This is a genomic window from Propioniciclava sinopodophylli, assembly GCF_004324755.1.
In the GTDB taxonomy this organism is placed as follows: Bacteria; Actinomycetota; Actinomycetes; order Propionibacteriales; family Propionibacteriaceae; genus Propioniciclava; species Propioniciclava sinopodophylli.
Genome location: NZ_SDMQ01000001.1, coordinates 1 through 26,223, shown reverse-complemented (window position 1 = coordinate 26,223; position 26,223 = coordinate 1). Strand labels below are relative to the sequence as shown.

At 68.8% G+C, this 26,223-nt stretch carries 26 protein-coding genes and 1 tRNA gene; 11 read left to right on the top strand and 16 right to left on the bottom strand.

Features of this window, described 5'->3' with window-relative positions:
• The first annotated feature begins 197 nt into the window (after positions 1-197).
• Both ET989_RS00125 and ET989_RS00120 read left to right on the top strand, forming a co-directional pair.
• Positions 198-1,574, top strand: a complete 1,377-nt coding sequence (locus tag ET989_RS00125) for a UTP--glucose-1-phosphate uridylyltransferase (RefSeq protein WP_131166540.1) — start codon at positions 198-200, stop codon at positions 1,572-1,574.
• Complete coding sequence (locus ET989_RS00120) at positions 1,571-1,927, top strand: hypothetical protein (protein WP_131166539.1); 357 nt, start codon at positions 1,571-1,573, stop codon at positions 1,925-1,927. Before ET989_RS00125 ends, ET989_RS00120 begins: the two co-directional genes overlap by 4 nt.
• Before the next feature lie 85 nt (positions 1,928-2,012).
• On the opposite strand, the gene mscL is transcribed toward ET989_RS00120, so the two are convergent.
• The 4 genes from mscL to ET989_RS00100 all read right to left on the bottom strand — a co-directional run bounded on the left by mscL (position 2,013) and on the right by ET989_RS00100 (position 4,183).
• Positions 2,013-2,393 carry a large conductance mechanosensitive channel protein MscL gene (gene mscL / locus ET989_RS00115; RefSeq protein ID WP_131166538.1) on the bottom strand — a complete coding sequence of 127 codons (381 nt, stop codon included), beginning with the start codon at positions 2,391-2,393 and terminating at the stop codon, positions 2,013-2,015.
• Positions 2,394-2,545: 152 nt separating this feature from the next.
• Entirely contained in the window at positions 2,546-3,151 is a 606-nt protein-coding gene (locus ET989_RS00110; protein WP_131166537.1) for an SAF domain-containing protein, read from the bottom strand.
• Between the two features lie 28 nt (positions 3,152-3,179).
• The gene (locus ET989_RS00105) at positions 3,180-3,473 is read right to left on the bottom strand and encodes an FmdB family zinc ribbon protein (RefSeq protein ID WP_131166536.1); all 294 of its coding nucleotides are present in this window, start codon (positions 3,471-3,473) and stop codon (positions 3,180-3,182) included.
• Between the two features lie 35 nt (positions 3,474-3,508).
• The gene (locus ET989_RS00100) at positions 3,509-4,183 is read right to left on the bottom strand and encodes a 5-formyltetrahydrofolate cyclo-ligase (RefSeq protein WP_131166535.1); all 675 of its coding nucleotides are present in this window, start codon (positions 4,181-4,183) and stop codon (positions 3,509-3,511) included.
• A 17-nt stretch (positions 4,184-4,200) separates the two neighbouring features.
• Between ET989_RS00100 and ET989_RS00095 the strand changes: the two genes are divergently transcribed.
• The 3 genes from ET989_RS00095 (at position 4,201) to ET989_RS00085 (ending at position 7,023) form a co-directional block, all read left to right on the top strand.
• The gene (locus ET989_RS00095) at positions 4,201-5,550 is read left to right on the top strand and encodes a molybdopterin molybdotransferase MoeA (RefSeq protein WP_131166534.1); all 1,350 of its coding nucleotides are present in this window, start codon (positions 4,201-4,203) and stop codon (positions 5,548-5,550) included.
• A gap of 26 nt (positions 5,551-5,576) precedes the next feature.
• The gene (locus ET989_RS00090; protein ID WP_206662154.1) at positions 5,577-6,200 is read left to right on the top strand and encodes a GNAT family N-acetyltransferase; all 624 of its coding nucleotides are present in this window, start codon (positions 5,577-5,579) and stop codon (positions 6,198-6,200) included.
• A 79-nt stretch (positions 6,201-6,279) separates the two neighbouring features.
• Complete coding sequence (locus ET989_RS00085) at positions 6,280-7,023, top strand: hypothetical protein (RefSeq protein ID WP_131166533.1); 744 nt, start codon at positions 6,280-6,282, stop codon at positions 7,021-7,023.
• 1 nt (position 7,024) lies between these two features.
• Here ET989_RS00085 and ET989_RS14695 read toward each other — a convergent pair whose 3' ends face one another.
• The 7 genes from ET989_RS14695 to ET989_RS00055 all read right to left on the bottom strand — a co-directional run bounded on the left by ET989_RS14695 (position 7,025) and on the right by ET989_RS00055 (position 13,987).
• Entirely contained in the window at positions 7,025-7,336 is a 312-nt protein-coding gene (locus ET989_RS14695; RefSeq protein ID WP_165489953.1) for a protease inhibitor I42 family protein, read from the bottom strand.
• A 1-nt stretch (position 7,337) separates the two neighbouring features.
• Positions 7,338-7,709 (bottom strand): hypothetical protein, encoded by a 372-nt coding sequence (locus tag ET989_RS14690; RefSeq protein ID WP_165489952.1) that lies wholly within the window; start codon positions 7,707-7,709, stop codon positions 7,338-7,340.
• A 35-nt stretch (positions 7,710-7,744) separates the two neighbouring features.
• On the bottom strand, positions 7,745-8,854 hold the full coding sequence (locus ET989_RS00075; protein ID WP_131166531.1) for a C1 family peptidase: 1,110 nt from the start codon (positions 8,852-8,854) through the stop codon (positions 7,745-7,747).
• A 102-nt stretch (positions 8,855-8,956) separates the two neighbouring features.
• Positions 8,957-11,374 carry a CHAT domain-containing protein gene (locus ET989_RS00070; RefSeq protein WP_131166530.1) on the bottom strand — a complete coding sequence of 806 codons (2,418 nt, stop codon included), beginning with the start codon at positions 11,372-11,374 and terminating at the stop codon, positions 8,957-8,959.
• 4 nt (positions 11,375-11,378) lie between these two features.
• A complete protein-coding gene (locus tag ET989_RS00065) occupies positions 11,379-12,920 on the bottom strand; it encodes a S8/S53 family peptidase (protein ID WP_131166529.1) in 1,542 nt (513 codons plus the stop codon).
• A gap of 15 nt (positions 12,921-12,935) precedes the next feature.
• Positions 12,936-13,415: a hypothetical protein gene (locus tag ET989_RS00060; protein WP_131166528.1), complete on the bottom strand. Its 480-nt coding sequence runs from the start codon at positions 13,413-13,415 to the stop codon at positions 12,936-12,938.
• Positions 13,412-13,987 carry an RNA polymerase sigma factor gene (locus tag ET989_RS00055; protein WP_131166527.1) on the bottom strand — a complete coding sequence of 192 codons (576 nt, stop codon included), beginning with the start codon at positions 13,985-13,987 and terminating at the stop codon, positions 13,412-13,414. The genes ET989_RS00060 and ET989_RS00055 overlap by 4 nt, the downstream gene beginning before the upstream one ends.
• 128 nt (positions 13,988-14,115) lie before the next feature.
• Here ET989_RS00055 and ET989_RS00050 point away from each other — a divergent pair.
• Positions 14,116-14,188 (top strand) — tRNA-Ala (locus ET989_RS00050).
• Positions 14,189-14,204: 16 nt separating this feature from the next.
• On the opposite strand, the gene ET989_RS00045 is transcribed toward ET989_RS00050, so the two are convergent.
• Positions 14,205-14,996: a tyrosine-type recombinase/integrase gene (locus ET989_RS00045; RefSeq protein WP_131166526.1), complete on the bottom strand. Its 792-nt coding sequence runs from the start codon at positions 14,994-14,996 to the stop codon at positions 14,205-14,207.
• A gap of 55 nt (positions 14,997-15,051) precedes the next feature.
• Here ET989_RS00045 and ET989_RS00040 point away from each other — a divergent pair, with 55 nt between their 5' ends.
• From ET989_RS00040 to ET989_RS15910, 5 genes are all read left to right on the top strand, one after another.
• Positions 15,052-16,656, top strand: coding sequence for a class I SAM-dependent DNA methyltransferase (locus tag ET989_RS00040; protein WP_241656147.1), 1,605 nt, complete (start codon positions 15,052-15,054; stop codon positions 16,654-16,656).
• A complete protein-coding gene (locus tag ET989_RS00035) occupies positions 16,649-17,803 on the top strand; it encodes a restriction endonuclease subunit S (protein WP_131166525.1) in 1,155 nt (384 codons plus the stop codon). The genes ET989_RS00040 and ET989_RS00035 overlap by 8 nt, the downstream gene beginning before the upstream one ends.
• Entirely contained in the window at positions 17,803-20,991 is a 3,189-nt protein-coding gene (locus ET989_RS00030; RefSeq protein ID WP_131166524.1) for a type I restriction endonuclease subunit R, read from the top strand. Before ET989_RS00035 ends, ET989_RS00030 begins: the two co-directional genes overlap by 1 nt.
• Before the next feature lie 426 nt (positions 20,992-21,417).
• On the top strand, positions 21,418-21,966 hold the full coding sequence (locus ET989_RS00025; protein WP_131166523.1) for a hypothetical protein: 549 nt from the start codon (positions 21,418-21,420) through the stop codon (positions 21,964-21,966).
• Entirely contained in the window at positions 21,944-22,756 is an 813-nt protein-coding gene (locus ET989_RS15910; protein ID WP_421958200.1) for an HIRAN domain-containing protein, read from the top strand. The genes ET989_RS00025 and ET989_RS15910 overlap by 23 nt, the downstream gene beginning before the upstream one ends.
• Here the strand turns inward: ET989_RS15910 and ET989_RS00020 are convergent.
• The 4 genes from ET989_RS00020 to ET989_RS00005 all read right to left on the bottom strand — a co-directional run bounded on the left by ET989_RS00020 (position 22,753) and on the right by ET989_RS00005 (position 25,940).
• The gene (locus ET989_RS00020; protein ID WP_165489951.1) at positions 22,753-23,358 is read right to left on the bottom strand and encodes a 3'-5' exonuclease family protein; all 606 of its coding nucleotides are present in this window, start codon (positions 23,356-23,358) and stop codon (positions 22,753-22,755) included. The genes ET989_RS15910 and ET989_RS00020 overlap by 4 nt on opposite strands.
• A gap of 331 nt (positions 23,359-23,689) precedes the next feature.
• On the bottom strand, positions 23,690-24,766 hold the full coding sequence (locus ET989_RS00015) for a hypothetical protein (protein WP_131166521.1): 1,077 nt from the start codon (positions 24,764-24,766) through the stop codon (positions 23,690-23,692).
• Positions 24,763-25,410, bottom strand: a complete 648-nt coding sequence (locus tag ET989_RS00010) for a hypothetical protein (protein WP_131166520.1) — start codon at positions 25,408-25,410, stop codon at positions 24,763-24,765. Before ET989_RS00010 ends, ET989_RS00015 begins: the two co-directional genes overlap by 4 nt.
• Before the next feature lie 179 nt (positions 25,411-25,589).
• Positions 25,590-25,940: a hypothetical protein gene (locus tag ET989_RS00005; RefSeq protein WP_131166519.1), complete on the bottom strand. Its 351-nt coding sequence runs from the start codon at positions 25,938-25,940 to the stop codon at positions 25,590-25,592.
• Positions 25,941-26,223 lie beyond the last annotated feature (283 nt).

The window sequence follows — 26,223 nt, the reverse complement described above, 5'->3', positions numbered from 1 at the left end:
CGGTCAACACGAGGTTGGGCCCAATCGGGGGTAGTTGGGGCTGGTGAAACCGCCGGATTGGTCTATAGTGGAGACGCGAGAGCGACGCCAGGTAGTTGATGTCTCCTGGGGGTGGGTAGACGGCTTCTAGCCCTTCGACCGGCGTCGCTCTCCTTTACTTTTTCCAGCCTCCTCGCACCCCGGCTAGAGTCGAGGCCATGACCTCAGGCTTGGAACGCGCCCGCCAGAAGATGGCGGACGCGGGCGCCACCGATGCGGCGATCGACGTCTTCACCCACTACCTCGGGCAGCTGGACGCCGGCGGTGGGGGATTCATCCGCGAGGACGACATCGAACCCCTCACGGACCCGCCCCGCCTCGCCGCGGTGGACATCGACCCCGATCGCGCTCGGGACGCCCTCGCGCGCACGGCGCTCATCAAGTTGAACGGCGGCCTCGGCACCTCCATGGGGCTGGAAGGCCCCAAGACGCTCCTGCCCGTCCGCGGCCGCAAGACGTTCCTCGACATCCTCGTCTCCCAGGTGCTGCACGCCCGCGAGCGCTACGACGCCCGCCTGCCGCTGCTGTTCATGAACAGCTTCCGCACGCGCGAGGCCACGCTCGACCACCTCGACGTCTACGACGAGCTCGCCGTCGGCGACCTGCCCATCGACTTCCTGCAGGGCTTCGAGCCCAAGCTCACCCTCGACGGGTACGAGCCCGTCGAGTGGCCAGCCGACCCGACGCTGGAGTGGTGCCCGCCCGGTCACGGCGACATCTACACCGCGCTCGTGGGTACCGGCATCCTCGACCAGCTGCTGCACGAGGGGTTCCAGTACGTCAGCATCGCCAACGGCGACAACCTCGGGGCAGGCCCCAACGCCGAGCTTGCCGGCTGGTTCGCGCAGTCGGGTGCCCCCTACGCCGCCGAGGTCTGCCCCCGGACGCCGAACGACCGCAAGGGCGGCCACCTCGCGGTGCGGAAGTCGGACGGGCAGCTCATCCTGCGCGACACCGCCCAGTGCGCCCCCGAGGAGATGCACTTCTTCACCGACGAGGACCGGCACCCCTACTTCCACGCCAACAACCTGTGGATCGACCTCGGGGCGCTGCGCCGCCTCATGTCGGAGCGCCACAACGTCCTCGGCCTTCCGCTGATCCGCAACATCAAGACGGTCGACCCGTCCGACCCGAGCTCCACCCCGGTGGTGCAGATGGAGACGGCCATGGGTGCGGCCATCGAGGTCTTCCCGGGCGCGCAGGCGATCGCGGTGGAGCGCGACCGCTTCCTGCCGGTGAAGACGACCAACGAGCTCATGCTCGTCCGCTCGGACGCCTTCGCGCTCGACGGCGACGCCCGCCTGGTCGCCACGACCGAGCGGCTGCCCGGCATCTCCTTGGACAAGCGCTTCTACGGCCTGCTTCCCGATTTCGATGCGCGCGTGGAGTACGTCCCCTCCCTGCGCGAAGCGCGCTCGCTCACCGTTGAGGGTGACTGGACCTTCGCCGAGCCGGTCACGGTGCTCGGCGACGCGTTCCTGCCGGACGAGGGCCAGCCCCGCACCGTCGAGGACGAGGTCATCGGCAAGCCGTGAGCGCCTGGCACGCGGCGATCGCCTTCGCCCTGACGGGGGAGCGGCTGGACCTCGGGGCGCAGGCCGTGCCCGACCCGGACGCCTTGGCCCGGGAACTCGAGGAGGCCGGCTGGCCCGCCGAGCGGGTCATCGCCCACGCCCAGCACGCCGCGGGCGTCCAGCCGTGGCCCCACCCCGTGCCGGACAACCTGCGCGCCGGTCTCGGCGCAGCCCAGCTGCACGCGGCGGTAGCCCGCGCGCGCGACCGGCTCGGGCTCACCGTGCTCACCGTGCTACCGCCCTCGCGCCGCACCCGGCTGGACGCTGACGAGCGGCGACTGCTGGCCGAGGTTCCGCCGCACTTCGGCCGCTGACCCTCCGACCGCTCGGGCGGCCCGCATGCGAAACGGGGCCCGTCCGTGTGGACGGGCCCCGTTCAACACCGGGTGAGCGTGAGGCTCAGGCGCGGGTCTTGAGCAGGTCGCGGATCTCGGCGAGCAGCTCGTCGGTCGTGGGGGCCGGGGCCTCCGCGTCCTTGTCGGCCTTCAGGCGGGCGTCGGCCAGCTCCTTGACGTGCTGGTACGGCTTGATGACGAAGAAGTAGACGATCGCCGCGATCATGATGAACGAAATCAGGGCGGTGATGAACACGCCGATGTTGATGCCGAGGCCGGGGATGGTCACGGTGCTGAAGTCGGGGGTGCCACCGGCCAGGCCGATGAAGTCCATGATGAGCTTGGTGAAGGCCTCGACGACCTTACCGAAGGCACCAGCGATGATGACGGCGGTCGCCAGCTCGATCAGGTTGCCCTGCATCAAGAAGTCCTTGAAACCCTTCATTGAGAATCTTCCCTCTCAGTGGGACGGATAGTGCCCCGTTGGGGGGCGTGGGGCTATCCGGCCCCGAAGATTCTAACGAAACCGCTACCTCAAAGAAAACCGCGCGGTAGTGTGGGGATTTGGGGGCAATGAAGAACGGTGCTTGCGCACCGTCAGCGCACCACGACAGTCAGCGACATCGCCCCTTGTGAGACCAGCTTTCCTGCCACCTCCACCGGCACCTCGACCAGCGCCGTTCGCCCCGTGGGGCTGGTGGTGAGGCTGTTGCCACCGGGCGTGTCGGGAGGGGCCACGACGGCAACGTCGGCCGCCAGGACCACCCCCGTCGCGTCCAGCACGTCCACCCGGACGCCCGGGCGGACGAGCGCCGCGATGCTCTCGTCGGGCAGCGGCAGGGACGTGACCACGTGCCCGGGGCGCGCCACCCGCCCGCCGGACGAGACCGAGGCCGTCGTGAGGATGCTGCCCGCCGTCACGGGGCCCGCCAGGGCACGACCGGCCACGTCCGCCTCGGCGGAGGCGGCGCCGGCGGGCACGAGGGGCGCTGGGACCTGAACCGCGGTCAGGTGGCCTGCTTCGAGCACCGTCCCGGCGGGCAGGGCGGTGCGCGCGGCCACCGCGGTCACGGTCGGCTCGCGCGCGGGAGCGAGGGCGAGCAATGCCGCGAGCACCGCGGCGAAGGCGCACAGCGCGGCCAGCGGTCGTCGGCGCAGGTACAGGGTGCGGCGCAGGGCCGCTCGGGACGGATGGGCACTCACGCCCGGGACACTAGGCGGCGCCTGTCACTCAGGCGGCGGAGCCCTTCGCGGGGGTTGCGGAGGCGGCCGGGGCGGACGCCGGGGGGGACGACGATTCGGCGGCCGGGGCGGAGGTGGCCGGCTTGGTGGCGTCCGTCTTGCCCTTGGTGCGGTTGTCGGTGGCGTAGAAGCCAGAACCCTTGAAGACCACGCCGACGGCGTTGAACACCTTGCGCAGGTCGCCGGTGCAGCTGGGGCACTCGGTCAGGGAGGCGTCGGTGAACTTTTGCACGACCTCGAGCTCGCGCCCGCAATCGGCACAACGGTACTGGTAGGTGGGCATCGGTTCTCCTCGCGACGTCTCAGCGGCTACGCATCCTAACGCGCGGGCGGGCGGGGTTGTTCCGCCTCCGGCGGCCACGGGACGCCGCGGGCGCCGGTCGCGATCGTGTCCGTGGGGGTGACCACGAGGTCCACCGGGAGGTCCCAGGGGTCGCGGGGCAGGGCGTCCACGAGCTCGCCTTCGCCGACCAGGGTGGCTCGTACCGCGTCCGGCCGTGCGCGCAGCAGCGCGCGGTCGTACCAGCCGCCGCCGGTGCCCAGCCGGTAGCCGGCGGGCGTGGCCCGCAGCGCCGAGACCCAGACGAGCGAGCAGGCTGCCAGGGCGTCCGGTCCCAGCGCCTCGCCCCCCGGTTCCGGGATGCCGCGCCAGCCGGGCACGAGCGAACCCGGCCCGTCGTACCAGCCCCACGCGGGCGTCCGGTGGCCCTTCAGCACCGGCAGCAGCACCCGGACGCCGGCGTCCGCCAACGCCTCGACCAGCGCAGTGGTGTCGGGCTCGGGTGGAACGGAGAAGTAGCAGGCGACCGTGGCGTGACCGCGGCTGACCTCGAGAAGGCGGGGCAGGCGGGCCGCGTCGGCAGCCTCACGGCCGGGGTCGGCGGCGCGGGCCGCGCGGACCGCCGCCCGCAGCGCGTCCTTGGCGGGGTGCGGGGACGTCGGCGCGCCACTTTGGGAGGCTCGCGGGGCCCCTTCCGGCGACGCTGAGGACATTCGCCTACTGTAGTTTCATGGCCCTGTTTGGACGCAAGACGACTGACGGCGACTCCGCCGCCGATGCCGGCCCGACCACCGATGCGACCACCGACGCGACCACCGCGTCGCTGTGGCGCGACGAGGAGGCAGCCGCGACGCCCACCCGCCGCACGCTCGAGGAGCAGCGTTCGTTCCTGCTCGACAAGGTGGGGGCCATGCGCCCGTTCGGTATGCAGATCTGGGACGTCCCGGGGCTGGTCCTGTGTGAGGACATCGAGTCCGACCTCGACCTTCCGCTGGTGACCACCGCCCGCGTGGGCGGCTGGGGCGTCCGGGGCTCCGACCTGGTCGGCGCCACCGAGCAGGCCCCCAAGCGCCTGTTCGTGGTCGACACCATCAGCGTCTCCGACGGGCCGGGCCGCCCGTTGGTCTCCGGTGCCGCCGTGGAGATCGAGGAGGGCGCGATCATCCCCGAGGGTGTGGACGCCGTCGTCCCGGCCGCGGCGGGCCGCCTCGCCGAGGACGGCTACGTCGAGATCGGCTCCGAGGTGCGCCTCTACCAGAACCTCCGCCGCGCCGGCTCCGAGTTGGCGGACGGCACGCCCCTGCTCCGCGCCGGCGAGGTGCTGACCCCCCGCTCGGTCGCCGTGCTCGCCGAGGTGGGCCTCGACAAGGTGCTCGTGCGCCCGCGTCCGCGCGTGGTCGTCCTCACCGTCGGCGAGTCGCTCGTCGCGCCCGGCCAGGCCCTCACCAAGCCGCAGCAGCGCTACGACTCCGCGACCGCTCTGATCACCGCCGCGGCCCGCGCCGACGGCGCCACGGTTTACCCGCTGGGCATCGTCCCCTCGGACGCGGCCAAGGTGAAGCAGGCCATCTCCGACCAGCAGATCCGCGCCGACCTCCTCGTCGTGGTTGGCGGCGGCGAGCTGATCCGTGACGTGGTCGACGACCTGGGTGAGCTCGACGAGGCCGTCGTCGCGATCAATCGCGAGTCCCGCGTCGCCTACGCCGGCCTCGGCGACACGAGGACGCCGTTGATCATCCTGCCCGCCGGCGTCGTGAGCTCGTACGTGGCCTACCACGCGCTGGTACGCCCGGTGATCAACAAGCTCAACGACGTGGACCCGCTCAGCGCCCAGCGCCTCGAGGGCCGCCTCGCCGAGCGGCTGGACGCCCCGGCCGGGCTCACCCAGTTCGTGCCCGCCATCCGCGACGAGGGTGGCACGGTCCGCCCCGTCGGCGGCGCCGACTCCGAGCTGGCCTGGGACCTGGCCCGCGCCAACGTGCTCGCCGTCATCCCGGAGGACTGGGACGGCGCGGCGGCCGGCAGCGCGGTCCAGTGCATCGTCCTGGACGACGCCCACACGGCGGCATCCGCCCAGTGAGCCGCTTCGGGCCGCACCGGTGGCCCGTGAGCCTGGCGCACGGGCCGGTCGGCCTGCGCCCGATCCGTCGACGGGACGCCCGCGCCTGGTTCGAGGCGCGCGGACGCAACGGCGGCTGGACGACCCCCTGGGACGGCACGCGCCCCAGCGACGCCGCCGAGGACGACTTCACCTTCGAGCAGATGGTCTCGCGCTTCAACGCGGACGCCCGTGCCGGCCGTTCGCTGCCGTGGCTGATCACCTGGACCGAACCCGGCGGCAGGCCCGTGCTGGCCGGCCAGATGACGATCTCCGGCATCGTGTGGGGTTCGGCGCGCTGGGGGATGGCGGGCTACTGGGTCGACCGTGACCTGGCCGGGCGCGGGATCGCGCCCACCGCGCTCGCTCTGGCCGCCGACCACATGTTCGGCCCGATGGGGCTGCACCGGCTCGAAGTCGCCATCCGGCCGGAGAACACCAAGTCGCTGCGCGTGGTGGAGAAGCTCGGCTTCCGCTTCGAGGGCACCCGCCCCGCCTACATGCACGTCGACGGCGCCTGGCGCGACCACCTGATGTTCGCCTTGCACGCCGAGGAGGTCGGGCCCGAGGGCCTCATCGGCCGCCTCCCCCCGCCGAGGACTCGTGCAACGACCGGCGAGGACTCGTCCTAGCTCTGATTGCACCTTGTTCTAGGCCGTCGGCGGCGCGTCCGCCGGGGCCCTCGCGTGGCGGCGTCCTAGGGTCGACGGCATGAGCTACACAGGTCTGATCTTCGGCGCCCTCGCGGCGTTCTGGTTGGTCTACCTGGTCCCCCTGGTGCTCAACCGCAACGAGAACGGGCTGATGGACGAGATCGAGCCCGGGGAGCCCTTCTCCGCCTCCGTGACCATCGTGCGCCGGGGCACCCCGCTGGATTCCGCGGAGAACGGTACTGCCGTCGTCTCGACCCCCCTGAACCGTCGGGCCGCCCTGCGCGAACTGGCCGACATCGACCGCGAGGCCGCCCGCCGGCGCCGCATCGTGCTCGCGTTCCTGGCCGTCGTCGTCTGCATCGTGGGCGCCTTCGCCGGCTTCGGCCTGATCTCCTGGTGGACGATCACCGCCCCGCTCGGCCTGATCGTCGTGTTCCTGGGCATCGCCCGCTTCTCCGTCCGCGCCATGCGCAAGGGGCTGGACGCCCGCGCCCGACTGATCCGCGGCGGGGACACCGTGGACGAGCACACCGTCCCGATCGCCGTCCTCGACGAGGTCGAGGAGGAGGCCGAGCTCTCCATCGAACTGACCGCGCCGGTCGAGAGCACCGGCACGCTGTGGGACCCGATCCCCATCACGGCGCCCACCTACGTGAGCCGCCCGCTGACGCCGCGCACCGTGCGCACCATCGACCTGACGGCCCCGATCCCGGCACTGACCGGGGTGCCCGTCACGGCCGATCTGCCGCACGAGTCGGCCACGGCGACCGAACAGGACCGCCCCCGCGCCGTCGGCGAGTGACTCAGTCCGCGACGGTCACCGCCCAGGTGACCGCGCGCAGCGGCTCGTCCTCCCACGGCCGCCGCAGCTCCAGGCGGAGCTGACCGCGGCCCGCGGCGTCCGCGCGCACGGTGAACACGCGCAGGGACGCGGCCCCCGGCGCCGCCGACCCGGTCAGGGACTCCGCGTCGACCTCGACCATTCCGGCCGGCATGCGCGCGACCTCCCAGAGGTGGCCTGTGCCGGCGTTCTCGACGACGTGCACCTCGAGGAGGTCACCGACCCGGGCGAGTACCGGGCCGGTGACCTCCTCCGTCAGGCGGTGCAGGGTCATCTCACCACAGCACGATCGACTGGATGAGCTGGGCCGCGTCGTCCTCCAGTCCCGGTGCGCGGCCGGTCTGCATGGCGACGCCGGCGATGATCGAGATCGCCATCGCGCCGGAGTCGGAGGTCTGCGAGACCTTCCGCCAGCCGACGTCGCGGATCGCGAGCCAGGCGTTGCGGTTGGCGCCGTCGCTGTACAGCGCGTCGACGACCTTGCCGCTGATCGACGCGGTGACGCCGTCGGCGGCCGTCGGCGGCTGCATGGTGGGGACGGGGGCCTCACCGGCGGCGTCCGTGGTCTGGCCCAGCAGGGCGGCGAGGTCGCCATCGGTCAGGATGGGGGCGCCGCCCTGTTCGGGCGCGTTCAGCAGGATGGTCATGGTGTCTCCTCGGGTGGGTCGGGTGGGTCGGGTGGTCAGAGTGCGTAGAGGGTGGTGACGAGGCCGTCGTCGCAGTAGGTGTTGACCGGACGGTTGCGGGTCTTGCTGGCCGCGACCTGGGTGAGCATCGTGGTGTGGGCGACCTGAGTGGTGCCGCCGATCCGGAGCCAGCCGTGGTCGGCCAGGTAGGCCCACGCGTTGCGGTCGTGGCCCGAGGCGTAGAGCCCGACGACGGCCTTGTTGCCGGTCCAGGTGCGCAGGTTGACCCCGCGGACCCCGACGACCTGCCACGTCTCGATGCCGCACTGGCCATAACCGATGCGGAAGAAGCCGCCCTCGCCGAAGCCGGTGCCCCAGCTGTTCTTGCAGATCCAGGCGGACTGCGCGTCGTCGTAGCCGACGATCGCGACGCAGTGGCCACCGCGCTGGTCGTTGCTGGTGCGCCGGTAGACGCCGCCGCGGTAGGCGAAGAAGTCGGCGTACACGATGAAGCAGGCGGCGACGGGGCCGTAGTCGTTGAGGTGCTGCTTGATGCCGGCGACGTTGTTGGTCAGGGTGACCACGCCGACCGACTTGGCCCGGTGGCTCTCCCAGGACGCGGGCAGGGAGCGCCCGTTGGAGTTGCCGTCGGAGTAGGGCCACTCGTTCTCGAAGGTGACGCCGCGGTTGGTGCAGAAGCCCAGCGCGGGCTCGGGGAACCAGCCGTTGTCGCAGGTGCGGCCCACGGAGGCGCCCCAGCCGTAGAACAGGTGGGCCTCGGAGAGGTCGACGTCGAGGTTCGGCATCCGGCGCGTCCAGCGGGCGGTGCCCTCCAGCGCTGCGACCGAGCCGAACGCCACGCAGGATCCACAGCCGAGCTGGTTGCGGACGCCCGCGACGTAGCTGACGCCGCCCACGTTGTTCAGGTTGAACGCGGCCGGCAGTGCGACGCCGTCGTCGGCGGACGCCGCGAGTGCGGCCCGTTCGATCTTGGCACCGGCCTTCTCCAGGCGGGCGACCTCGGCTTTCGAGGGCAGCGGGACGCCGAGCCGGTGGTCGCGCTCGGCCTCCGTCATGCGGGTGAGGGCGGTCTCGCCGGCCGTCCAGTCGAAGGGGGACGCCTCGATGTCCGCCTTCACGGCGGCGAGGTCGAAGTCCTTGGCCATGTCTTCTCCTTGGTAGGTCCAGCGGGGGGCCACGGGGTGCGGCCGGGGGCGCGCTGGTGTCCTCAGGAGGCGGGCCGTCGGCGTCGTGATACACGCGCCCTGTCACCAACCGGCGCCGAAACAGACCAGGGGGGGAGCTGCGGGGCCGTGGGCGGCGAGGGTGGTGGCGAGGGCGTCCCACGCGGCCTCCCCGGCGGCCAGCCGCCCGTGGAGTTCGGGCATGACCGCCGCCGCGGCGTCGTCGGACAGGGCGGCCGGGGACGCCAGGATGGTGCGGGCGCCCGCGTGCAGCAGCGCGGTCGCCAGCCCGAGCGGGTCGTCGCTGGCCGTGTGGCCGCCCACCTCGCACGCCGACAGCACCATCACCGCCGGCATGGGGCGCACCCGGTCCAGCTCGTAGCCGTAGGCCGGGCCGTCGGCCAGTTGCACGTGGCTGAACAGAGGGTTCTGGGGTTCGTGGCGACCGTGGGCGGCGAGGTGGACCACGTCGGCGTGCGCCGCGGCCCGCGCGGTCGCGCCCACTGTGGCCCCGTCGCCCACCAGCGTGGTCGGCTCCGTCCAGTGTCGCGCGCAGGCGGCCAGTTCGTCCTCGGCGCGGGCCAGGCCCGGCCCGGCCACGAACAGGGCGCGGGTCGGGGCGGGGGCGGCGGCGGGGGTCGACAGCCAGGCGGTGGCCGAGCGGGCGACCGTCACGGGACGCCCCGCGAGCGTCGGCAGCAGGGGCCACGGCACGCGCGCGAACGGACCCGACGGTGTGAGCACCACCCGCCGGCCCGCGAGGTGGGGGGCCAGGGGGGCGAGCAGCACGGCGTCCAGGCGGGCCAGCCGGTCGGCCAGCCCGGCGCGGACCCGGGACGCGATGGCGGCGGGGAGGTCGGTCGCGGCGACGTCGAGGTCGGCGGGCAGGCCGGCGAGCAGGTCGTCCACGGGTGGGCGCGCGCCCAGGGGGACCAGGGTGGCCCCATCGGGGTGCACGACCAGCGCGGTCAGCGTCGTGTCGTCGGCCAGCAGGGCGACCAGGGTGGCAGCCTGGGAGCCCAGGCCGCGCTGCAGGTCCTCGAGCCGGCACACGGGTTGGGCCGCGTGGGAGCCGGCCACCTGCCAGGCGCGCTCGCGGATGCGGCGGCGCAGGTCGTCCTGCCGGGCGGTGTCGCGGCCGAAGGCCTGCAGGGTTCGCAGTTCGGTGAGGTCGTCGGCCTGCTGCGCGTCGGCGGGCGGCCGGACGGCGACGATGCGCGAGGAGGCTGCCCGGGTGCGCTCCGACCACTCCAGGACGAGGCCGGGGTCGCCGCGGCGGAGGGCCAGGGCGAGCCCGAGGCGTCCGAGGTGGGCGGCGGCGTCGGTCGAGGAGGCCTGCAACTCGAGGCTGCCCAGCCCCGACCGCACCGCGTGCGACTCGTCGAGGGCCCGGCGCACGGTGGCGAGGGCGGCAGCGCGACGGCCGAGCGCGGCCTGGCGTTCGGCGGTGACGTAGGCCGCCCAGGCGTCCGGACGCCGTCGGCTCGACCGGGGCAGCCGCACGGCCGCGGCCGCGTCGAGCCGGCCGCGCGCCAGCAGCCAGGAGCACTCGGCGATCGCCAGGCTGCCCGCGTCGTCGTGGAGCCCGCGCTCGCGCAGGGCCGAGACCAGGGGGGCGATGTCGGGCACGGTGCGCAGGCGGGCCGAGCGGGCCGCGGCGGCGACGAGGGCGTCGGCGCGCAGGCGGGACAGCTCGGCCCCCATGGTGGCGAAGCGGGCCGACGCCCGCCGGGCCAGCGCGAGGGCGGTGCGGGGGTCGGCGACGACGAGCGTGCGGGCGAGCGCCAGTTCGGCGGCGGCCTCGGCCCGCCGCGCCCGCCCGGCGCGGAACAGCGTGATGGCCTGGCGCAGGTCGGCGATCGCGTCGCCGCGGAGCCCGGCCGCGGCGAGCACCTCGGCGCGGTCCTGCAGCCCGATGGCGCGGGAGGTGGCGGAGCTGGCCAGCTCCTGGGCGACGGCGTCCATGCTCGTCAGGGCGCGCACGTGGTCCCCGAGCAGGAACGCCGCGTAGCCCGCGTTGTGGCGGGCCTTCGCGCCCTGCCCGGGCAGGCCGCCCGCGTCGGACTCGGTGACCGCACGCTCGAAGTCGGCGAGCGCGCGGCGGGCGTCGCCGGCCTCCAGGTGCAGGTTGCCGCGGTTGAGCAGCTGCCGACCCAGGCTCGCCGGGTCGCCGGTCAGGGAGCGGATCGCCGCGCCGAAGTCGGCCAGGGCCCGGTCGCGGTGGCCGCGGCGCAGCAGCACCACGGCCCGCTGCCCGTGGACCGTCCCCCGCGTCGTGTCGTCGACCCCAGCCAGCTCGAGCGCCTCGGAGCACAGCGTCTCGGCGAGGTCGAGGTGGCCGAGCTCGGACTCGGCGTAGGCCAGCGTGGCCAGCAGCCGCGCCCGCTGGACCGCGTCGGGGTCGCGGGTGAGGCCGCGCCGGGCGAGGGCAGCGGCCTGCACGTGGCGGCCGGCGTTCGTGGCCGCCCGGGCGCGGACCTGCAACGCGGCGGCGTCGAGCACGCCCCTACTCTGGCACCACTCCCGTGGTCTCGGCCACCAGGGTGCGGGCGCGTTCGACCGGATCCGCGGATGCGCGGTCGGCCTCCATCAGCGCGGCGGCGAGCTGCCCCGCCAGCAGGGGCGCGGCGAACGAGGTGCCACTCCAGACGCCGAAGCCGGAGGAGTAGTCGTCGGGGTCGATGGTGGCCCGCGGGCGTCCGAAGGCTTGGGTGGCCGCCGTGGCCTGCAGCCCGCCCTGGAAGGTCGTCGGCATGGTGCTGACGAGCGCCGCGCCGTGGACGTGGGCCCGGACCCATGGCCCGACGTTGCTGAACAGGGCGTCGCAGGTCCCGTTGGGGTTGAGGGCGCCGGCGCTGACCAGCGGGGCGAGGGAGGCGTCCCAGGTGATGGGGCCCCTGCCGTCGTCCCACGGGCCGAACGCTGCCGGGAACCGCGGGCGCGAGGTCGCGTCGTTGCCGGCCGCGCAGACCACCACGACCCCGAGCTTGAGCAGGGCCTGCAGCGACTCCCACAGGGGGAGGTCGAACTTCGGGTCGTCGGGCAGCTCGTGGTAGTAGCCGACGGACAGGCTCACGATGTCGACGTCCAGGCCGTCGGGGTCGCCCGTGCGCGCGCGGCGGACCAGTTCGGCGAGGTCGTCGAGGGCGTCGAGGAGGTCCTGCTCGACCATCGCACCCTCGGCGGGGAGGATGCGCCAGCTCACGACGTCGGCGTCGGGGGCGGCCTGGTGGACCAGTCCGGCGCTGAACGTGCCGTGCCCGGCATACGCGTCGAGGATCCCGTCGAGTGGGCCGACCGTGTCGGGGAGGAACTCGGGGCCGGAGTTCGGTTCGAGCCCCAGCAGGCCCCCGTCGATCCTGACATCGGTGCGCACCACCGGGTCGGGCGGGATCGGGGCCTGCGTGCCGAGCCAGGGGTGCTCCCCGCAGCCCGAGTCCAGGATCGCCACAACGGGACGACGCTTCACGTCGGGTCGGCGCACGGGTGGGCGGCCGACGAAGGCGACCGGCTGGCGTCCGCCGCGGCCGGGGACACCGTACCCGGCGACGGGTGCGGACTCGGTGTACGGGGCCGACTCGGTGTACGGGGCGGACTCGGTGTACGGGGCCGACTCGGTGTAGGGGGACAGGGTGAGCACGTGGTTCAGGCACGCGCGCTGGGCGAGGTCGGAGTCCAGCAGGCGCAGGTGCTGAAGCAGGGCCCACGCGTCCGGCGCGCTGGCGACCATGCCCTCCCGCGGCTCGATCTGCAGGGCGATGGTGCGCCGCCACGGACGGGTCTGGTGCACCTGATCGGGCGAGGTGGTCAGGCGCCACCCCAGCTCGGCCGCCACCTTCCTCAGCGCGTCGATCTGGGAGTCGTCGTGCTGGCCGACGAGGACCGAGCCGGGTACGTACGCCGTGGGCCGGACGTCCTGCCCGGCCAGGACCACGTCCCGCAGCGGATCGAGGACGCGGGCGCGCAGGCGTCGCAGCACGCGCGCGGACGGGAGCCGGGGTTCACGGTCGTAGGGGTCGGGTTCGGGGTGCTCGCGGTCGGGCTTCATGGGGGCCTCCTGGGGTCAGATCTCGAACAGGGTCGTGCGGAAGTCGGACGCCTCGGCGTGCGTCGCCGGCCGGACGATGAGTTGGGTGAGCCCCGGGCCGGTGCCCGGGACGGCGAAGCGACCGTTCGTGTCGAGGTCGACCGTGGTGGACCGGTCGCCCTGCACCACGGTGACCTCGCCACCCGTCGCGGGGGTGACCCACCCGTCGAGGCGGTGGGCGCCGGCGGGCTGGTCCTGGCTGACCCGGACCAGCACCGTCAGCTCACCGGAGCGGAACTCGATGAGCACGCGCTGCGTGTCGGCGGGCGTGGCGCGCGTCCCGGCGAGGTGGTCGTGCCGACTGACCAGGGTGAGCAGCTCGTAGTCGGCGTCCAGGTCGGTCATCGCCAGCCCGACGAGGATGGTGTCGGCCAGGTCGGGTGGCGGCGGGTCCCAACGCTGCCACGCGGCGCGGACGGCGTCGACGAGCGCGTCGTGGGTGGGCTGCTGGGTCATGCGAGTTCCCCTTCGAGCAGGAGGCGCAGCTTGTCGAGGCAGCGGCGCCGGGTGGGGCCGATGCTGCCGACCGGCATGCCGGTGTCGGCCGACAGGGCGGCGTAGTCGGGGCGTTCGGCGAACGCGACGATGCGCAACAGCCGCTGGCAGCGGGCGTTGAGCGAGTTGACCGCCCCCCAGAGGCGGGACGCCTCGAACCCGGCGATGGCGGCTTCCTCGGGGGTGGGGGAGCTGTCGGGTGCGGTGGGGGCGACCTCCTCGACCGGCACCTCGCGGGCACGGGTGGACGCCCACGCGAGACGGCGGGTCGTCGTGAGCAGCCAGCCGGCGACGGCCTGGGAATCCCGCACCTGCCCGGGGTCGCGGACCAGGCGGACCCAAGCGTTCTGCAGGACGTCCTTCGCGGCGTCCTCCGACAAGCCGTAGCTGCGCGCCGTGTGCCACAGCGCGGGGGTCAAGGTGCGCACGAGGTCGTCGAGGGCGAGACGGTCGCCAGCCCGCCACCGGGCGTGCGCCTCGGCCGCGCGATCCCACAGGGACGCCGACGCATCGGCGGGAGGCTGCCCGTGCATGATCAGATCCAACACCATGCCGAAAGGAGCGGACAGGGGGACGGGCTGATACATCCTCCCCCCGGGGTGATCTTCTTGATTTCTGGGGTCGCCGGGGCGGTGGTATGCTCGTCCTCGCTCTCGGGCATGGGGCTATGGCGCAGTTGGTAGCGCGTCTCGTTCGCAATGAGAAGGTCAGGGGTTCGAATCCCCTTAGCTCCACAAGGACGGACACTCATTATTGGGTGTCCGTTTCGCTTGTCCCCATTGCCCCCGCATTGCCCCGCGGCGCGTTGAGGCGCTCCAGACCGGCCCGATGGGCCCCGGTGCCGAGGTAGTGCAGATACCGGTTGGTGGTCGCAATCGACTCGTGCCCCAGCCACGCCTGAACGGTCCCCGGGTCCACCCCGCGGGCCAACCACAGGCAGGCAGCCGTGTGGCGCAGGTCGTGGATACGGCGGCCAGCAGCAGTGGCCTCCCAGGCAAGCGTGCGCACCACGGCTGAGCGGTGCAGTGGGCTCCCGGTGTCGGTGGTGCACAGCAGGTCGGTCGCCGCCTTGTCCTTGCTCAGCTCGGCCACGATGTCCAGCACCCGATCGGCCAGGGGGACGAGCCGGCTACGCCGTCCCTTGGTCGACTTGAGCCCGACCCCCTCAGGGTTGGAACGGCTGATGACCAGCCCCGGTGTCGGCACCTGCATCACATCGCCAACCCTGACCGCGCGAGCCTCGGCCCACCGCAGGCCGGTCCAGCCGAGCAGCAGCATGATGTCGGCCAGGCGTCGGTTCCTGGCCGCCCACCGCTCCCAGACCACCTCGAGCTCCTCCTCCGCCAACGGCAGCATCTCGGTCGGTTCGTCCGAGGAGCGTGGAGCCCTGGTCGAGGAGACCGGATTGACGAGGACGTACTTCTCGCGCACGCACCAACCGAAGAAGGACGACAGGCTCGCGCGGTACCGCTTCACCGAACCCTCAGCCAGCCCCTGCCGAACCAGGTCCGGACCGGAGAACACGACTCCGAGCGTGCTCACGGCCTATTGTTCGACAGAGACATTCGTTGCGGAGTGGTGCTGGAGGCGGAGAAGAGTGGCGAAGAAGGCGGCGCAATCATCCAAGAGCCTGGAGGCGACTCTATGGGACGCCGCAGACGAGCTACGCGGGAAGATGGACTCCGCCGTTTACAAGCACGTCGTGCTGGGCCTCATCTTCCTCAAGTACGTCTCGGACACGTTCATGGTCCGGCACGACCAACTCCGGCGGCTCGTCAGCGATCCCACCTCGGAGTACTTCATGCCGAGCGAGGCCGCGAAGCAGTCTGTGCTGGAGGACCGCGACGAGTACACCGCCGAAGGCGTCTTCTGGATCCCGCAAGGCCACCGCTGGCAGGACCTGCGCAACGCCGCCAAGCAGCCCGACATCGGCAAGCGCGTCGACGCCGCCATGGAAGCCATCGAACGCGACAACCCGAGCCTCCGCGGCGTCCTACCGAAGAACTACACCCAGCGTGAACTGTCCGCCGAGGCCATCGGCGGCTTGATCGACACGTTCTCCCGCCAAGACCTCGCGTCGGAAGAGTTCAAGGACCTCGACGTGCTGGGCCGGGTGTACGAGTACTTCCTGGGACAATTCGCCTCTAAGGAAGGCAAGAAGGCCGGCGAGTTCTACACGCCTCGCACCATCGTTCAACTCCTGGTCGAGATGCTCCAGCCCTACCACGGCCGCGTCCTCGACCCCGCCTGTGGGTCGGGTGGCATGTTCGTCCAGGCCGACAAGTTCGTCGCCGCCCACGGCGGTAGTCGCAACGACATCTCTGTGTTTGGGCAGGAGTCCAACCCCACCACCTGGCGGCTGGCGAAGATGAACCTCGCCGTTCGCGGTATCGATGGCAACCTCGGACCGGAGTGGGCCGACTCATTCCACGCTGATGCTCACCCTGACCTGCGCGCAGACTTCGTGATCGCGAACCCGCCGTTCAATGACAGCAACTGGGCTGGGGAACGCCTCAAGGGCGATGTGCGGTGGAAGTACGGGACGCCGCCGCCGCAGAACGCGAACTACGCCTGGCTGCAGCACTTCCTCCATCACTGCGCACCCACTGGCACCGTCGGGACTGTCCTCGCGAACGGTTCCCTGTCGTCGCAACAGAACGGCGAGGGCGAGATCCGCAGGGCCATGGTCGAGGCGGACGTCGTCGAGTGCATCGTCGCACTACCACCTCAACTCTTCTACGGCACGCAAATCCCTGTCTGCCTGTGGTTCCTCACCAAGAACAAGATCGGGCACGCCAACGGACTGCCCGCCAGCCGCGACCGGCGCGGCGAGGCTCTCTTCATCGACGCCCGGCAGATTGGCCACATGGAAGGGCGCACTCTCCGTGCCTTCAGCCAGGACGACATCCTGCGGATCGCGGACACCTACCACGCCTGGCGCGGAACTTCGACCAGCACGACTTACGTCGACCAGCCCGCATTCTGCAGGGCGACCAGAGCCGCTGACATCGCCGGCCACGACTACGTCCTCACGCCTGGACGCTATGTGGGCAGCGCGGAGGCGGAAGACGACAGCGAGCCACTGGACGAGAAGGTGTCCCGACTCGCAACCCAGATCCGAGAGGGGTTCGCGAGGCGAGAACTGCTTCAACGACGGGTGACGACGGCGCTGGGCGCGTTGGTGAGTGGCACGGATGGCTGATTGGACATCCGTAACACTCGGGCAGGTCTGTGCGGATGGGGTCATCCAGACTGGCCCGTTTGGGAGCCAGTTGCATGCCGAGGACTATGTGGCTGCCGGCGTCCCGGTGGTGATGCCGGCGAACATCGCGTCAGGACGCATTGAAGAGTCTGGGATTGCCCGGATCACCGAAGCGGATGCCGTAAGGCTGTCTCGTCATAGAATGAAGGTCGGTGACATCGTCTACTCACGTCGGGGCGACATCACCCGTTGCGCCCGGATCACCCAGCGCGAGGCGGGGTGGCTTTGCGGCACGGGATGCCTCTTGGTTCGGCCTGGCTCTGGCGCGGACCACCGCTGGCTGGCCTATTGGCTTTCAACTCCTTGGACGCACGAGTGGCTATACCGCCACGCGGTAGGTGCCACAATGCTGAACCTCAACACCAGCATTCTCGCATCGCTGCCGGTCGACCTGCCCCCGGTGGAAGACCAGCGGCGGATCGGCGCCCTCTTGGGTGCCTTGGACGACCTGATCGAGGTCAATCGAGATGTCAATCGGTACACGGCGAACCTTCAGCTGGCGATCTTCGCTCGACACTGGGACGGCGAACAACGAGAGCGCCTGGTAGACGTTGCTGCGATCACGATGGGGCAATCTCCTCCCGGTGATACCTATAACGAGTCAGGTGAGGGCACTGTCTTCTACCAAGGGACTCGCGACTTCGGATGGCGCTTCCCGGGGCGCCGGGTCTGGACATCCCAGCCTTCGCGTATGGCGGGAGCGGGCGACATCTTGGTTTCTGTGCGAGCGCCCGTTGGTGAGGTGAACGTCGCGACCGAGGACACCGCTCTTGGCCGTGGCGTGGGCGCCCTGCGTGCGGTCGGACGCCCGGCGACTCTGCTCCAGGCACTCCTGGTGGATAGCCAACTGTGGGACATGCACCAAGGAACGGGCACCGTGTTCGCCTCCGTCAACAGGGCTGGCATGGAGAACCTGATGGTGCCTTGGGTGGAGTGTGACGACGTTGAGTCCACTCTGGCGGTTCTGGACGACTCGATCCTCGAGTTGACGCGTGAGTCGGAGGACCTGGTTAGGGCCCGCGATGAATTGTTGCCGTTGCTGATGTCGGGCCGGGTCAGGGTGTCCGAGGACTTCGAGGTGGCGTGATGTCAGGTGCGAACGGTCTGACCGAAGATGCGCTGGAGCGCTGGGTGCTCGAGATCCTGACCGAGTTGGGCTGGACCCACGTGCACGGCCCGCACGTCGCACCGGGCGAGCACGAAGCGGAGCGGGCTGACTACCGGGAGGCTGTACTGGCAGGTCGTCTGACGGATGGTGTCCGCCAGCTGAATCCGCAGCTTCCTGCGGAGGCGGTGGCGGATGTGGTGGCGACTGTGCGGCGGACGGAGTCACCTTTGATCGAGTCCGAGAACTGGAACGCCTACCGCCACTTGGTCCAAGGGGTGCCGGTCGAATACCGCGACGACGCCGGCCGTCTGAGGTCAGATCGGGCTTGGCTGGTCGATTGGGATGACCCAGAGAACAACGACCTGGTGGCGGTGAACCAGTTCAGTATCGAGGGCCCCAAGCGCACGCGCCGCCCGGACATCGTCTTGTTCGTCAACGGTCTGCCGCTGGCGATCTTCGAGATCAAGCGGCCGGGTAAGTCGTACGCGCGTGTGGATGGTGCGTTCCGGCAGTTGCAGACCTACCGGTCGCAGATCCCGGAGGTGTTCAAGTGGAACCAGATCGCGGTCGTGTCCGACGGGTTGGACGCGCGTGCAGGATCGTTCTCGGCGCCGTGGAACCACTGGGCTGCTTGGAAGACCATCGATGGGGCGCGGCGTGACCCGAAAGATGTCGACGGACATCGGATCCCGGCGATCGAGGTCCTGACCCGGGGCATGTTCCGGCTCGATGTGTTCTTCGACCTGTGCCGGCACTTCGTGGCGACGTTCGGCGACGGTGCGGACACGCGCAAGGCGGTCGCGAAGTATCACCAGTACTGGGCGGTCAACAAGGCGGTTGACCAGACGTTGGAATCGATGGAGACCGACGGCCGGATCGGGGTGGTGTGGCACACCCAGGGGTCGGGAAAGTCGCTGGAGATGGCGTACTACGCCGGCAAGATCATGCGCCATCCGGGCATGTCGAACCCGACGGTGGTGGTGGTCACTGACCGCAACGACCTCGACGAACAACTGTTTGATGAGACGTTCGCCCCCGCCAAGGCCGGATCGCCCTTGCCGGAGCCGCCGGTTCAGGCCGAGACCCGCGCCCACTTGAAGGAATTGCTGGCGGGACGCGAGTCGGGTGGCATCGTCTTCACCACGTTGCAGAAGTTCGGCTTGTCGAAGGAGGACCGCGACGCCGGCCGGAGGTTCCCGCTGCTGTCGGCCCGGTCAAACATCGTGGTGATGGTCGATGAGGCGCACCGGTCCAACTACGACGTGATCGACGGGTTCGCGCGTAACGTCCGTGACGCCCTGCCCGAGGCGTCCTTCATTGGGTTCACAGGCACGCCGATCGATGAGAAGGACCGCTCGACCGCGGAGATCTTCGGCGAGTACATCGATGTTTACGACATGACTCAGGCCATCGAGGACGGCGTCACCGTCAAAGTGTTCTACGAGCCCCGCCTGGCCAAGGTGGAGCTGCCCGGCGACGCGCGCGAGCAGATCGATGACGAGTTCGAGGACGCGACCACCGGCTCCGAGACCGAGATCAGCGAACGGTTGAAGTCGAAGTGGACGAAGGTCGAGGCGATCGTCGGCTCCGAGGAGCGGGTCAAGCAGTTGGCCGCTGACATCATCGAGCACTGGGAGGCCCGCCGCGACGTTCTGGCCGGCAAGGGCATGATCGTCACGATGTCGCGGCGGATCGCCGTCGACCTGTACGCGGCGATGATCGCCCTGCGACCGGAGTGGCACAGTGATAACGATGACGAGGGTGTCGTGAAGGTCGTGATCACGGGCAACGCCACCGACCCAGTCTCCTACCAGCCGCACGTCCGGAACAAGCAGGAACGTCGGGCGATGAAGGCGCGGGCGTCGAACACGTCGGATGTCCTGGAGTTGGTGATCGTGCGGGACATGTGGCTGACCGGCTTCGACTCCCCGCCGATGCACACCATGTACGTCGACAAGCCGATGCGCAGCGCCGGGCTGATGCAGGCGATCACGCGGGTGAACCGCACGTTCAAGGACAAGCCCTCCGGGCTGATCGTCGACTACATCGGGATCGCCGAGAACCTCAAGGACGCACTTGCGACCTACACCGACCGTGACAAGCAGGACCGGGCCATCGGCGAGGACGTCCGGCAGGCCGCGATCCCCGAAATGCTCGCCGAGCACTCCATCGTCAGTGACCTGCTGCACGGCATCGACTGGGTCACCGTGCTGGGGTCGGGTGATGCGAAGGCGTTCGTGTACGCCGTGACGCATGCCGTCGACCACCTGTTGGAGTCGGAGCGTGGCCAGGACTGGTCCGCCAGCGACGTGAGCGTCGGCGAGTTCGACATGAACACCTCGGAGGTGCCGTCGCTGAAGAAGCGGTTCATGGCGCACACCGGACGCCTGAAGCGCCTGTTCGCCCTGGTGCCGACGTCGGCGGAGGCAACGGCGATCAGGGATGACGTGGCGTTCTTCGACGCCGTGCGCCAGTCCATCGCGAAGATCGAGACCATCGACCGGACGCCGACCGGTGAGCCCGCCCTCGACACCGCGGTGCGGCAGATCGTCAGCGAACACATGGCCGGCGGTGGGGTCATCGACATCTTCGCCGAGGCAGGCCTGGACAAGCCCGACCTCTCTGTCATCGATGATGAGTTCCGCAAGAAGTTCGAGGCCTCCGACAACCAGAACCTGCAGCTCGAAGCCGTCCGCCGACTGATCTCGAACGAGGTCAAGGTCATCGGCCAACGCAACATCGTCGCCGGCCGCAAGTTCTCCGCGATGCTCGCCGAAGCCCTGAACCGGTACCAGAACCGGACCATCGACGCAGCCCAGGTCATCGCTGAAATCGTCGAGATCGCCAAGGCGATCCGGGCCCAGCGCAAGCGAGGGGAGGAGACTGGGCTCACCGAGAACGAGCTCGCCTTTTACGACGCCCTTGGAAGCAACGAGTCGGCACGTTCGGCCATGCAGGACGACAAGCTCAAGGCCATCGCCCACGAACTCACCGAGATCGTCCGCAATGACGCCAAGACCGACTGGCAGGTCAAAGAGACCGTGCGCGCCAAGCTCAGGACGCGCATCAAGCGACTACTGCTCATCCACGGGTACCCACCCGACCAGGAACCCACGGCCACGCAACTCATCCTCCAACAGGCCGAGGTCATGGCAGACGGGGTGTGAACGGTGGACCCGCGCACCCCCCGCTGGGCTACAGAACGCATCGACGTGTCCCGTTGGCCCGTACGCCACGTGGAGACAACGGGCACCAACCAAGTCGTCTGGCTGAAGGCGCCCGATACCGGACAGCTGTGGCTCCACAAGAGCGTCCACGTGCCTTCCAACGGGGTTGCTCAAGGTGAGGACTGGGCCGAGGTCGTAACCACCCAGGCTTCCATGGCGCTCAGGGTCCCGTGCGCGGAGACGCGACTCTGTATACGGAACGGAGTGCCAGGCTCCTTGTCCCGATCAGTCGTTCCGGCGGGTTGCGACCTAAACGAAGGAGGAGTCGTTCTTGAGGCAGCATGTGTGCCCGGGTACATCCGGCAAACGGACAACAACAAGGCCCGCGATCCCCGCCGGCCCCATGTACGGCGTCCTGGACACAACTTGTCCAACATCAACCAGGTGCTGCGTGACGTTCATCCGCCACCCTCCTTCGACGGGCCGGTCGGGTGCACCGGCTTCGACGTCTTCGCAGGCTTCCTGATCCTGGATGCGCTCGTAGCTAATCGCGACAGGCACGAACAGAACTGGGCCGTCCTGCGGCCACGGCTCACAGATCAGCCCGAGAGGCTGGCCCCCTCGTATGACCATGGTGGAAGCCTCGGATACAATCTGCGGGAAGAGGGCAGGGAGACGCTGCTGCGTGAGCCGGCGGGTCTAGAGGCTTGGGCGGCCAAGGGCACAGCGCATCGCTTCGAACACGCCCCCCCGGCGCCCACATTGGTCGACCATGCGGCGGCGGCCGTTAGGTTGTGCACGCCCGAGGCCGCACAATGGTGGCATGCGCAGCTGGCCAGTCTGGATCTGAGCGAACTGCACGGCGTGTTGGCGACTGGGGTGTCCGGAATGTCGGAGACGGCAGCTACGTTCGCAAGCAGGGTTCTCGATGTCAACTTAAGGAGGCTCCGAGATGCGATCAACGGCGGTGCTTGACAGGGGTACGTCCACTCCTCAGCACGACGTCAACGACCTGCTCGTGCTCTGGCAACATCCAGTGACGCGTGAGATCGTCCCCATTGGCCGCTTCATCCGCGAAGGCGGGGCGTTCGCGTTCTCATACACCCGAGCCGCAGCTGAGGTGAACGGATTTCGGCCTCTCCCGGGCATGACTGATCTCCACCGGCGCTACGAGAGTCGTCAGATCCCGGCGGTCTTTAGCCAGCGAGTTATGTCGCCTGAGCGGCCGGACTATGCCCAGTACATGGACACGCTCGGGTTGACTACCGCGCTGGCTACCCCATGGGAGCAGATCGTCGAGTCGGGTGGGGACCGAGCTGGTGACACTCTGCAGTTCATGCCGATACCGAGGGTGACTTGCGGCCGGGCCCAGGCACGATTCCTGGCGAACGGCGTCAGTCACATCCCCGAAGACGAACGGGTTCTGCCGGGACGCTCCATCCGAGTCACGCGCCAGGAACAGGAAGAAGCACTGAGGGGCCTTCGCGTCGGTGACGGGGTGCTGCTTGAGCCTGAGCTGCGTAACCCCGAGGATCCAAACGCGGTTCTCGTTACTGCAAGCGGAGTTCCGGTCGGATGGGTGCCCCGTGTCTTGTCATCCGGCGTGCGACAGCTTGTTCAGAACGCACCCTGTCACGCGACGGTCCATCGGATTGGCAGCCCCAACGCTCCATTCCACCTGCGCCTCGTCCTCGACTTGAACGTGCCGGTCCCGAGTGGCTTCGCGTTCGATCGTGAGGGTCGCTGGCAGGCTTTGGCCAGCTAGTACGCCAGCGGGTTCGGGATGCCGCTTATCTCTAGGTGCGCGTCCAAGGGCATGTAGGTGCAGATCGCTGCGAAATCTCCTGCCAGACCCCGTTCCCGTAGCCGCGCCTCTTGGCTGTCCGCCAGCATCAGCAGAGAGGACACGTCGGCAGCCGCGTAGGCTATCTGGTCGAGCGTGAGGTCGGGGGCTGCCCAGTTGCTCACCCGGACTGCGCCCTTGTCCAGCCGAATGCCGAAGTGGCGGGCTAGGAGCGCACTCAGGCTGTGTTCCGCCGGGGGGAGGAGCGGATCTAGCAGCTTGGAGGCGGCCTTGGTGCAGAAGACTGACTCCGAACGCACACCCCACGTCGACTCTAGGAACCGCAGATCGAACGGCGCGTAGTGCAGCACTTTGGTCACGCGGGAGTCCTCGAGCAGATCCAAGAGGTTAGTTGGGCGTCGCCACGACCTTCGGACCAGGATGGCGCCGGTGCCGGGGGAGTAGATCTGGCAGAGCTCCAAGGTGTCTTCACGCCAGTTCAGCCCCGTCGTCTCGGTGTCGACCGCCACACGCCGCTCCACGCGGAGGCGATCAGCAAGCTCGTCCGGCAGGTCGTCGGTCACAACGTGTGTAGACACTTCAGCAGGATACTGGCCACCGCGCTGCGGCAGTGCCACCCGAGTTGCCTTCATCTGGCCGGTGACCACGACAGCTCCATCATCTGGCCGGTGACCACGACAGCTCCACGGCGCGACGCCTAGCTACCGGCGAGTTCGTGTGGCGGCAGAGACACCAGTGAAACCGGACCTCTGGTGAATCTGCCTCTACGAGATCAAGGCGCCGGCTGCGCCGGCGCGGCCTCTGCGGTCCGCTCCTCGCTTCGCTGCGGTGCGGTCCTCGCGCCCCGCCAGAGCAGCGACAAGTGAGGTCTGAACGATGGCGTAGGCGCGAACGCTAGCAAGCCCCCTCCCGGATGGGCAGAGACGCTTCCAGGCGCCGCAATCGCCTCTCCAAGTCAGCGCGACGCGCGGGCCGATCTTCAATTTTGACGAGTGACTGAAGCACTAGGGCCTGATGCCGGATATACCCCAGTTCAACGCCCAAGGAGAGACTTTGGTTCATCAGAAGTCGGGCCTCCTTCTTCGATCCTGGATCACGAGCCAACGCTTGCCCGAGGCTGTGAAGCACCTTGGCCTCCCCGAAGCGGTCCCCGATTTCACGGGTTAACTCCAGGCTTGCCCGAAGCAGCTGAATAGGACCGCGGCGTTCCTGTGGTTTGGACTTGAGCATGCATAACGCCATGCTGTGCTTCACATGGGCGAGGTGCCATTGGTCCTGTCTTTTTGCTGCGCTCTTATGGCTTGCTCTAAGAAGCTCTTGCGCTGATTTCGTACCTCCAATACCGCCACGACTCATGCAATCCCAATATCCTACGAGATGTTGAGCAACTGCGACCTCCCGGGAATCCTCGTGCGCGTGCGCAACCCTGCGAAGAACCCCTATGGCTTCAGTTCGTGATCCTAGCCGATAGATTGTCATTCCTTGAAGAAACAGCAGGCCGACGCTCTCAAAATGAATCAATCCTCGAGAAGCTTGTTCGAACCCCAGCCGCCGTGCTTCAAGGCTCACTCGGAGGGAGTCGATGTGAGCCACGTCGCGGTACGCCTGCTCGCCAATTTCCGTGTTTACCTCGAGGCCATGGTACGCCAGGCCTGGTCCCGTGACTAAATACTCGGGAAGAGACTCGCCATACTGCGCTTCGCTCGCGCGAGCATAGAAGTGAGTATTGGCTTGCTTCCACAGAGACCCGCCGGACTGGCGCGATATGATCTTTGCCCGAAGTTCCTCACTCAAGCGGAATTCTGAACCGGCGCTAACGATAAACCCCAGGCTATTGAGGGCATCGATAATCTTGCGCGAAAAGTGGAACTCAGCGAATGCGCGGGAGGCCATCTCGTCCGTCAGGCTGGGGGCCGCTGCTAGCAGTGCCAGTTCGTCAATGCCAGCAAGCTCATCAAGGACAGAAGTCATGTCGCAGAGCCCCTTGCGTGCCCAGTGATTTCCAGCATGGCCAACCTGTCGTATAGGTCGGAGACAGTCCGTGAACTTGCGACCAGCATTTTCGCCGATTCGTGTGCTGTCTCAACTGTTGACGCATGCCCATGGGCGATCAGCCACTCGCCAATCTGTTGAACCAACTCTATTGAAGCGTCGAAAAAACTGGGCAACTGAAGGACGGCATCCCTTGGGGGTGGCCAAGGACAATCCGCTTCTCTAGCATCATCTGGGTTGAACGAGAATACTACTTTCAACCCGGCCGGCAGCAAGGGGCAGAGCGCCGATTCCCAAACGTTTCGGCCAAAGGCGCGTTTCTCCTCGACGGTGAGGATTTCGCAAGCTTGAACTACAATGACGTTCTTGGAAAGGTCCAGACCGGCCTTCGCGGCTTGACAGAACGCGCGCAGCCAAAAGGTCAAGACTTCTACATCGACACCCGATGCAATTGTGATATGGTTTCCTGAGATGGTGATGTCTCGAAGGGATCGGAGATCCGACATGAAGTTGCCGCCAACTGCTCGGCCATTGTTTTCCTTCATGTCAGAAAGTCCGAGCGACTCCGCGATGTGAGACAGGACGGCTACAGGGGTGGCGGTTGGCATCGCGAGGTGGTCCACGCGACAGATCCGGTGATCCTCTGCCCATAGTTCCTGCGCAATGCGCTCCACGAGATTCAAGAACTGATCAGGCTTTGAGGAGTGTCCCGCGAAAACGTGTAGAACTGAGTGATTTCCAACTAGAAATGAGCGGATGGCTTCTCCCTCGTTAGCCCAGTTGAAGATGTCATGTGAGTTCCTCATGGCTGCTGCGGGTTACTGCTAGATCCCACATCATCGATGTTTATGGATTGCTTTGCGTGGACGTCACTCAAGAATTCGCCCGATTCCAGAAGAGCTGGTCCTCGCACTCCCTTGATCGTTACGTTCTTCCCACGCAGGCCGGAGAAGTATCTGGGTCCAGTTGTCGGGGAGCCCTTGTCGGGCGAAGCTCGTCCGATCAGGATGCTGCCGATCAGCACAACGATGAATGCCGCGCCGCTGATGCCAGCTTTGCCCCACTGGTCCAGTCCGCTGATGAGTCCTGACAGAACGTACACGAACAGGCCAGCCGCGGCGGAGGTCAGTGTGCGAAGCAACGCGTCCTTCATAAGGCCACGATAGGCGACGATGGAGTCCTAACACGCGAGCGGCTCGTCGACGGTATACACATCACGTTACGGAGCTTCAGCCCTGATCCACCGGTGTCGTGGCGGGTGTGGGCGTGGCATGGGGCGAGGTGACCGTTCTGAGCAGGGAGGATGGTGATTGCTGAAGTCGCCGTCCACCGCGTCGAAGGGTCACCTCGTAAGTGAAAGCCTCTCACACGATCCGTCCCGTGTTCGATGACCCGAACCTGGTGTCTGCTGCCGGTCTGGTGCCGGCGTTGCGGTT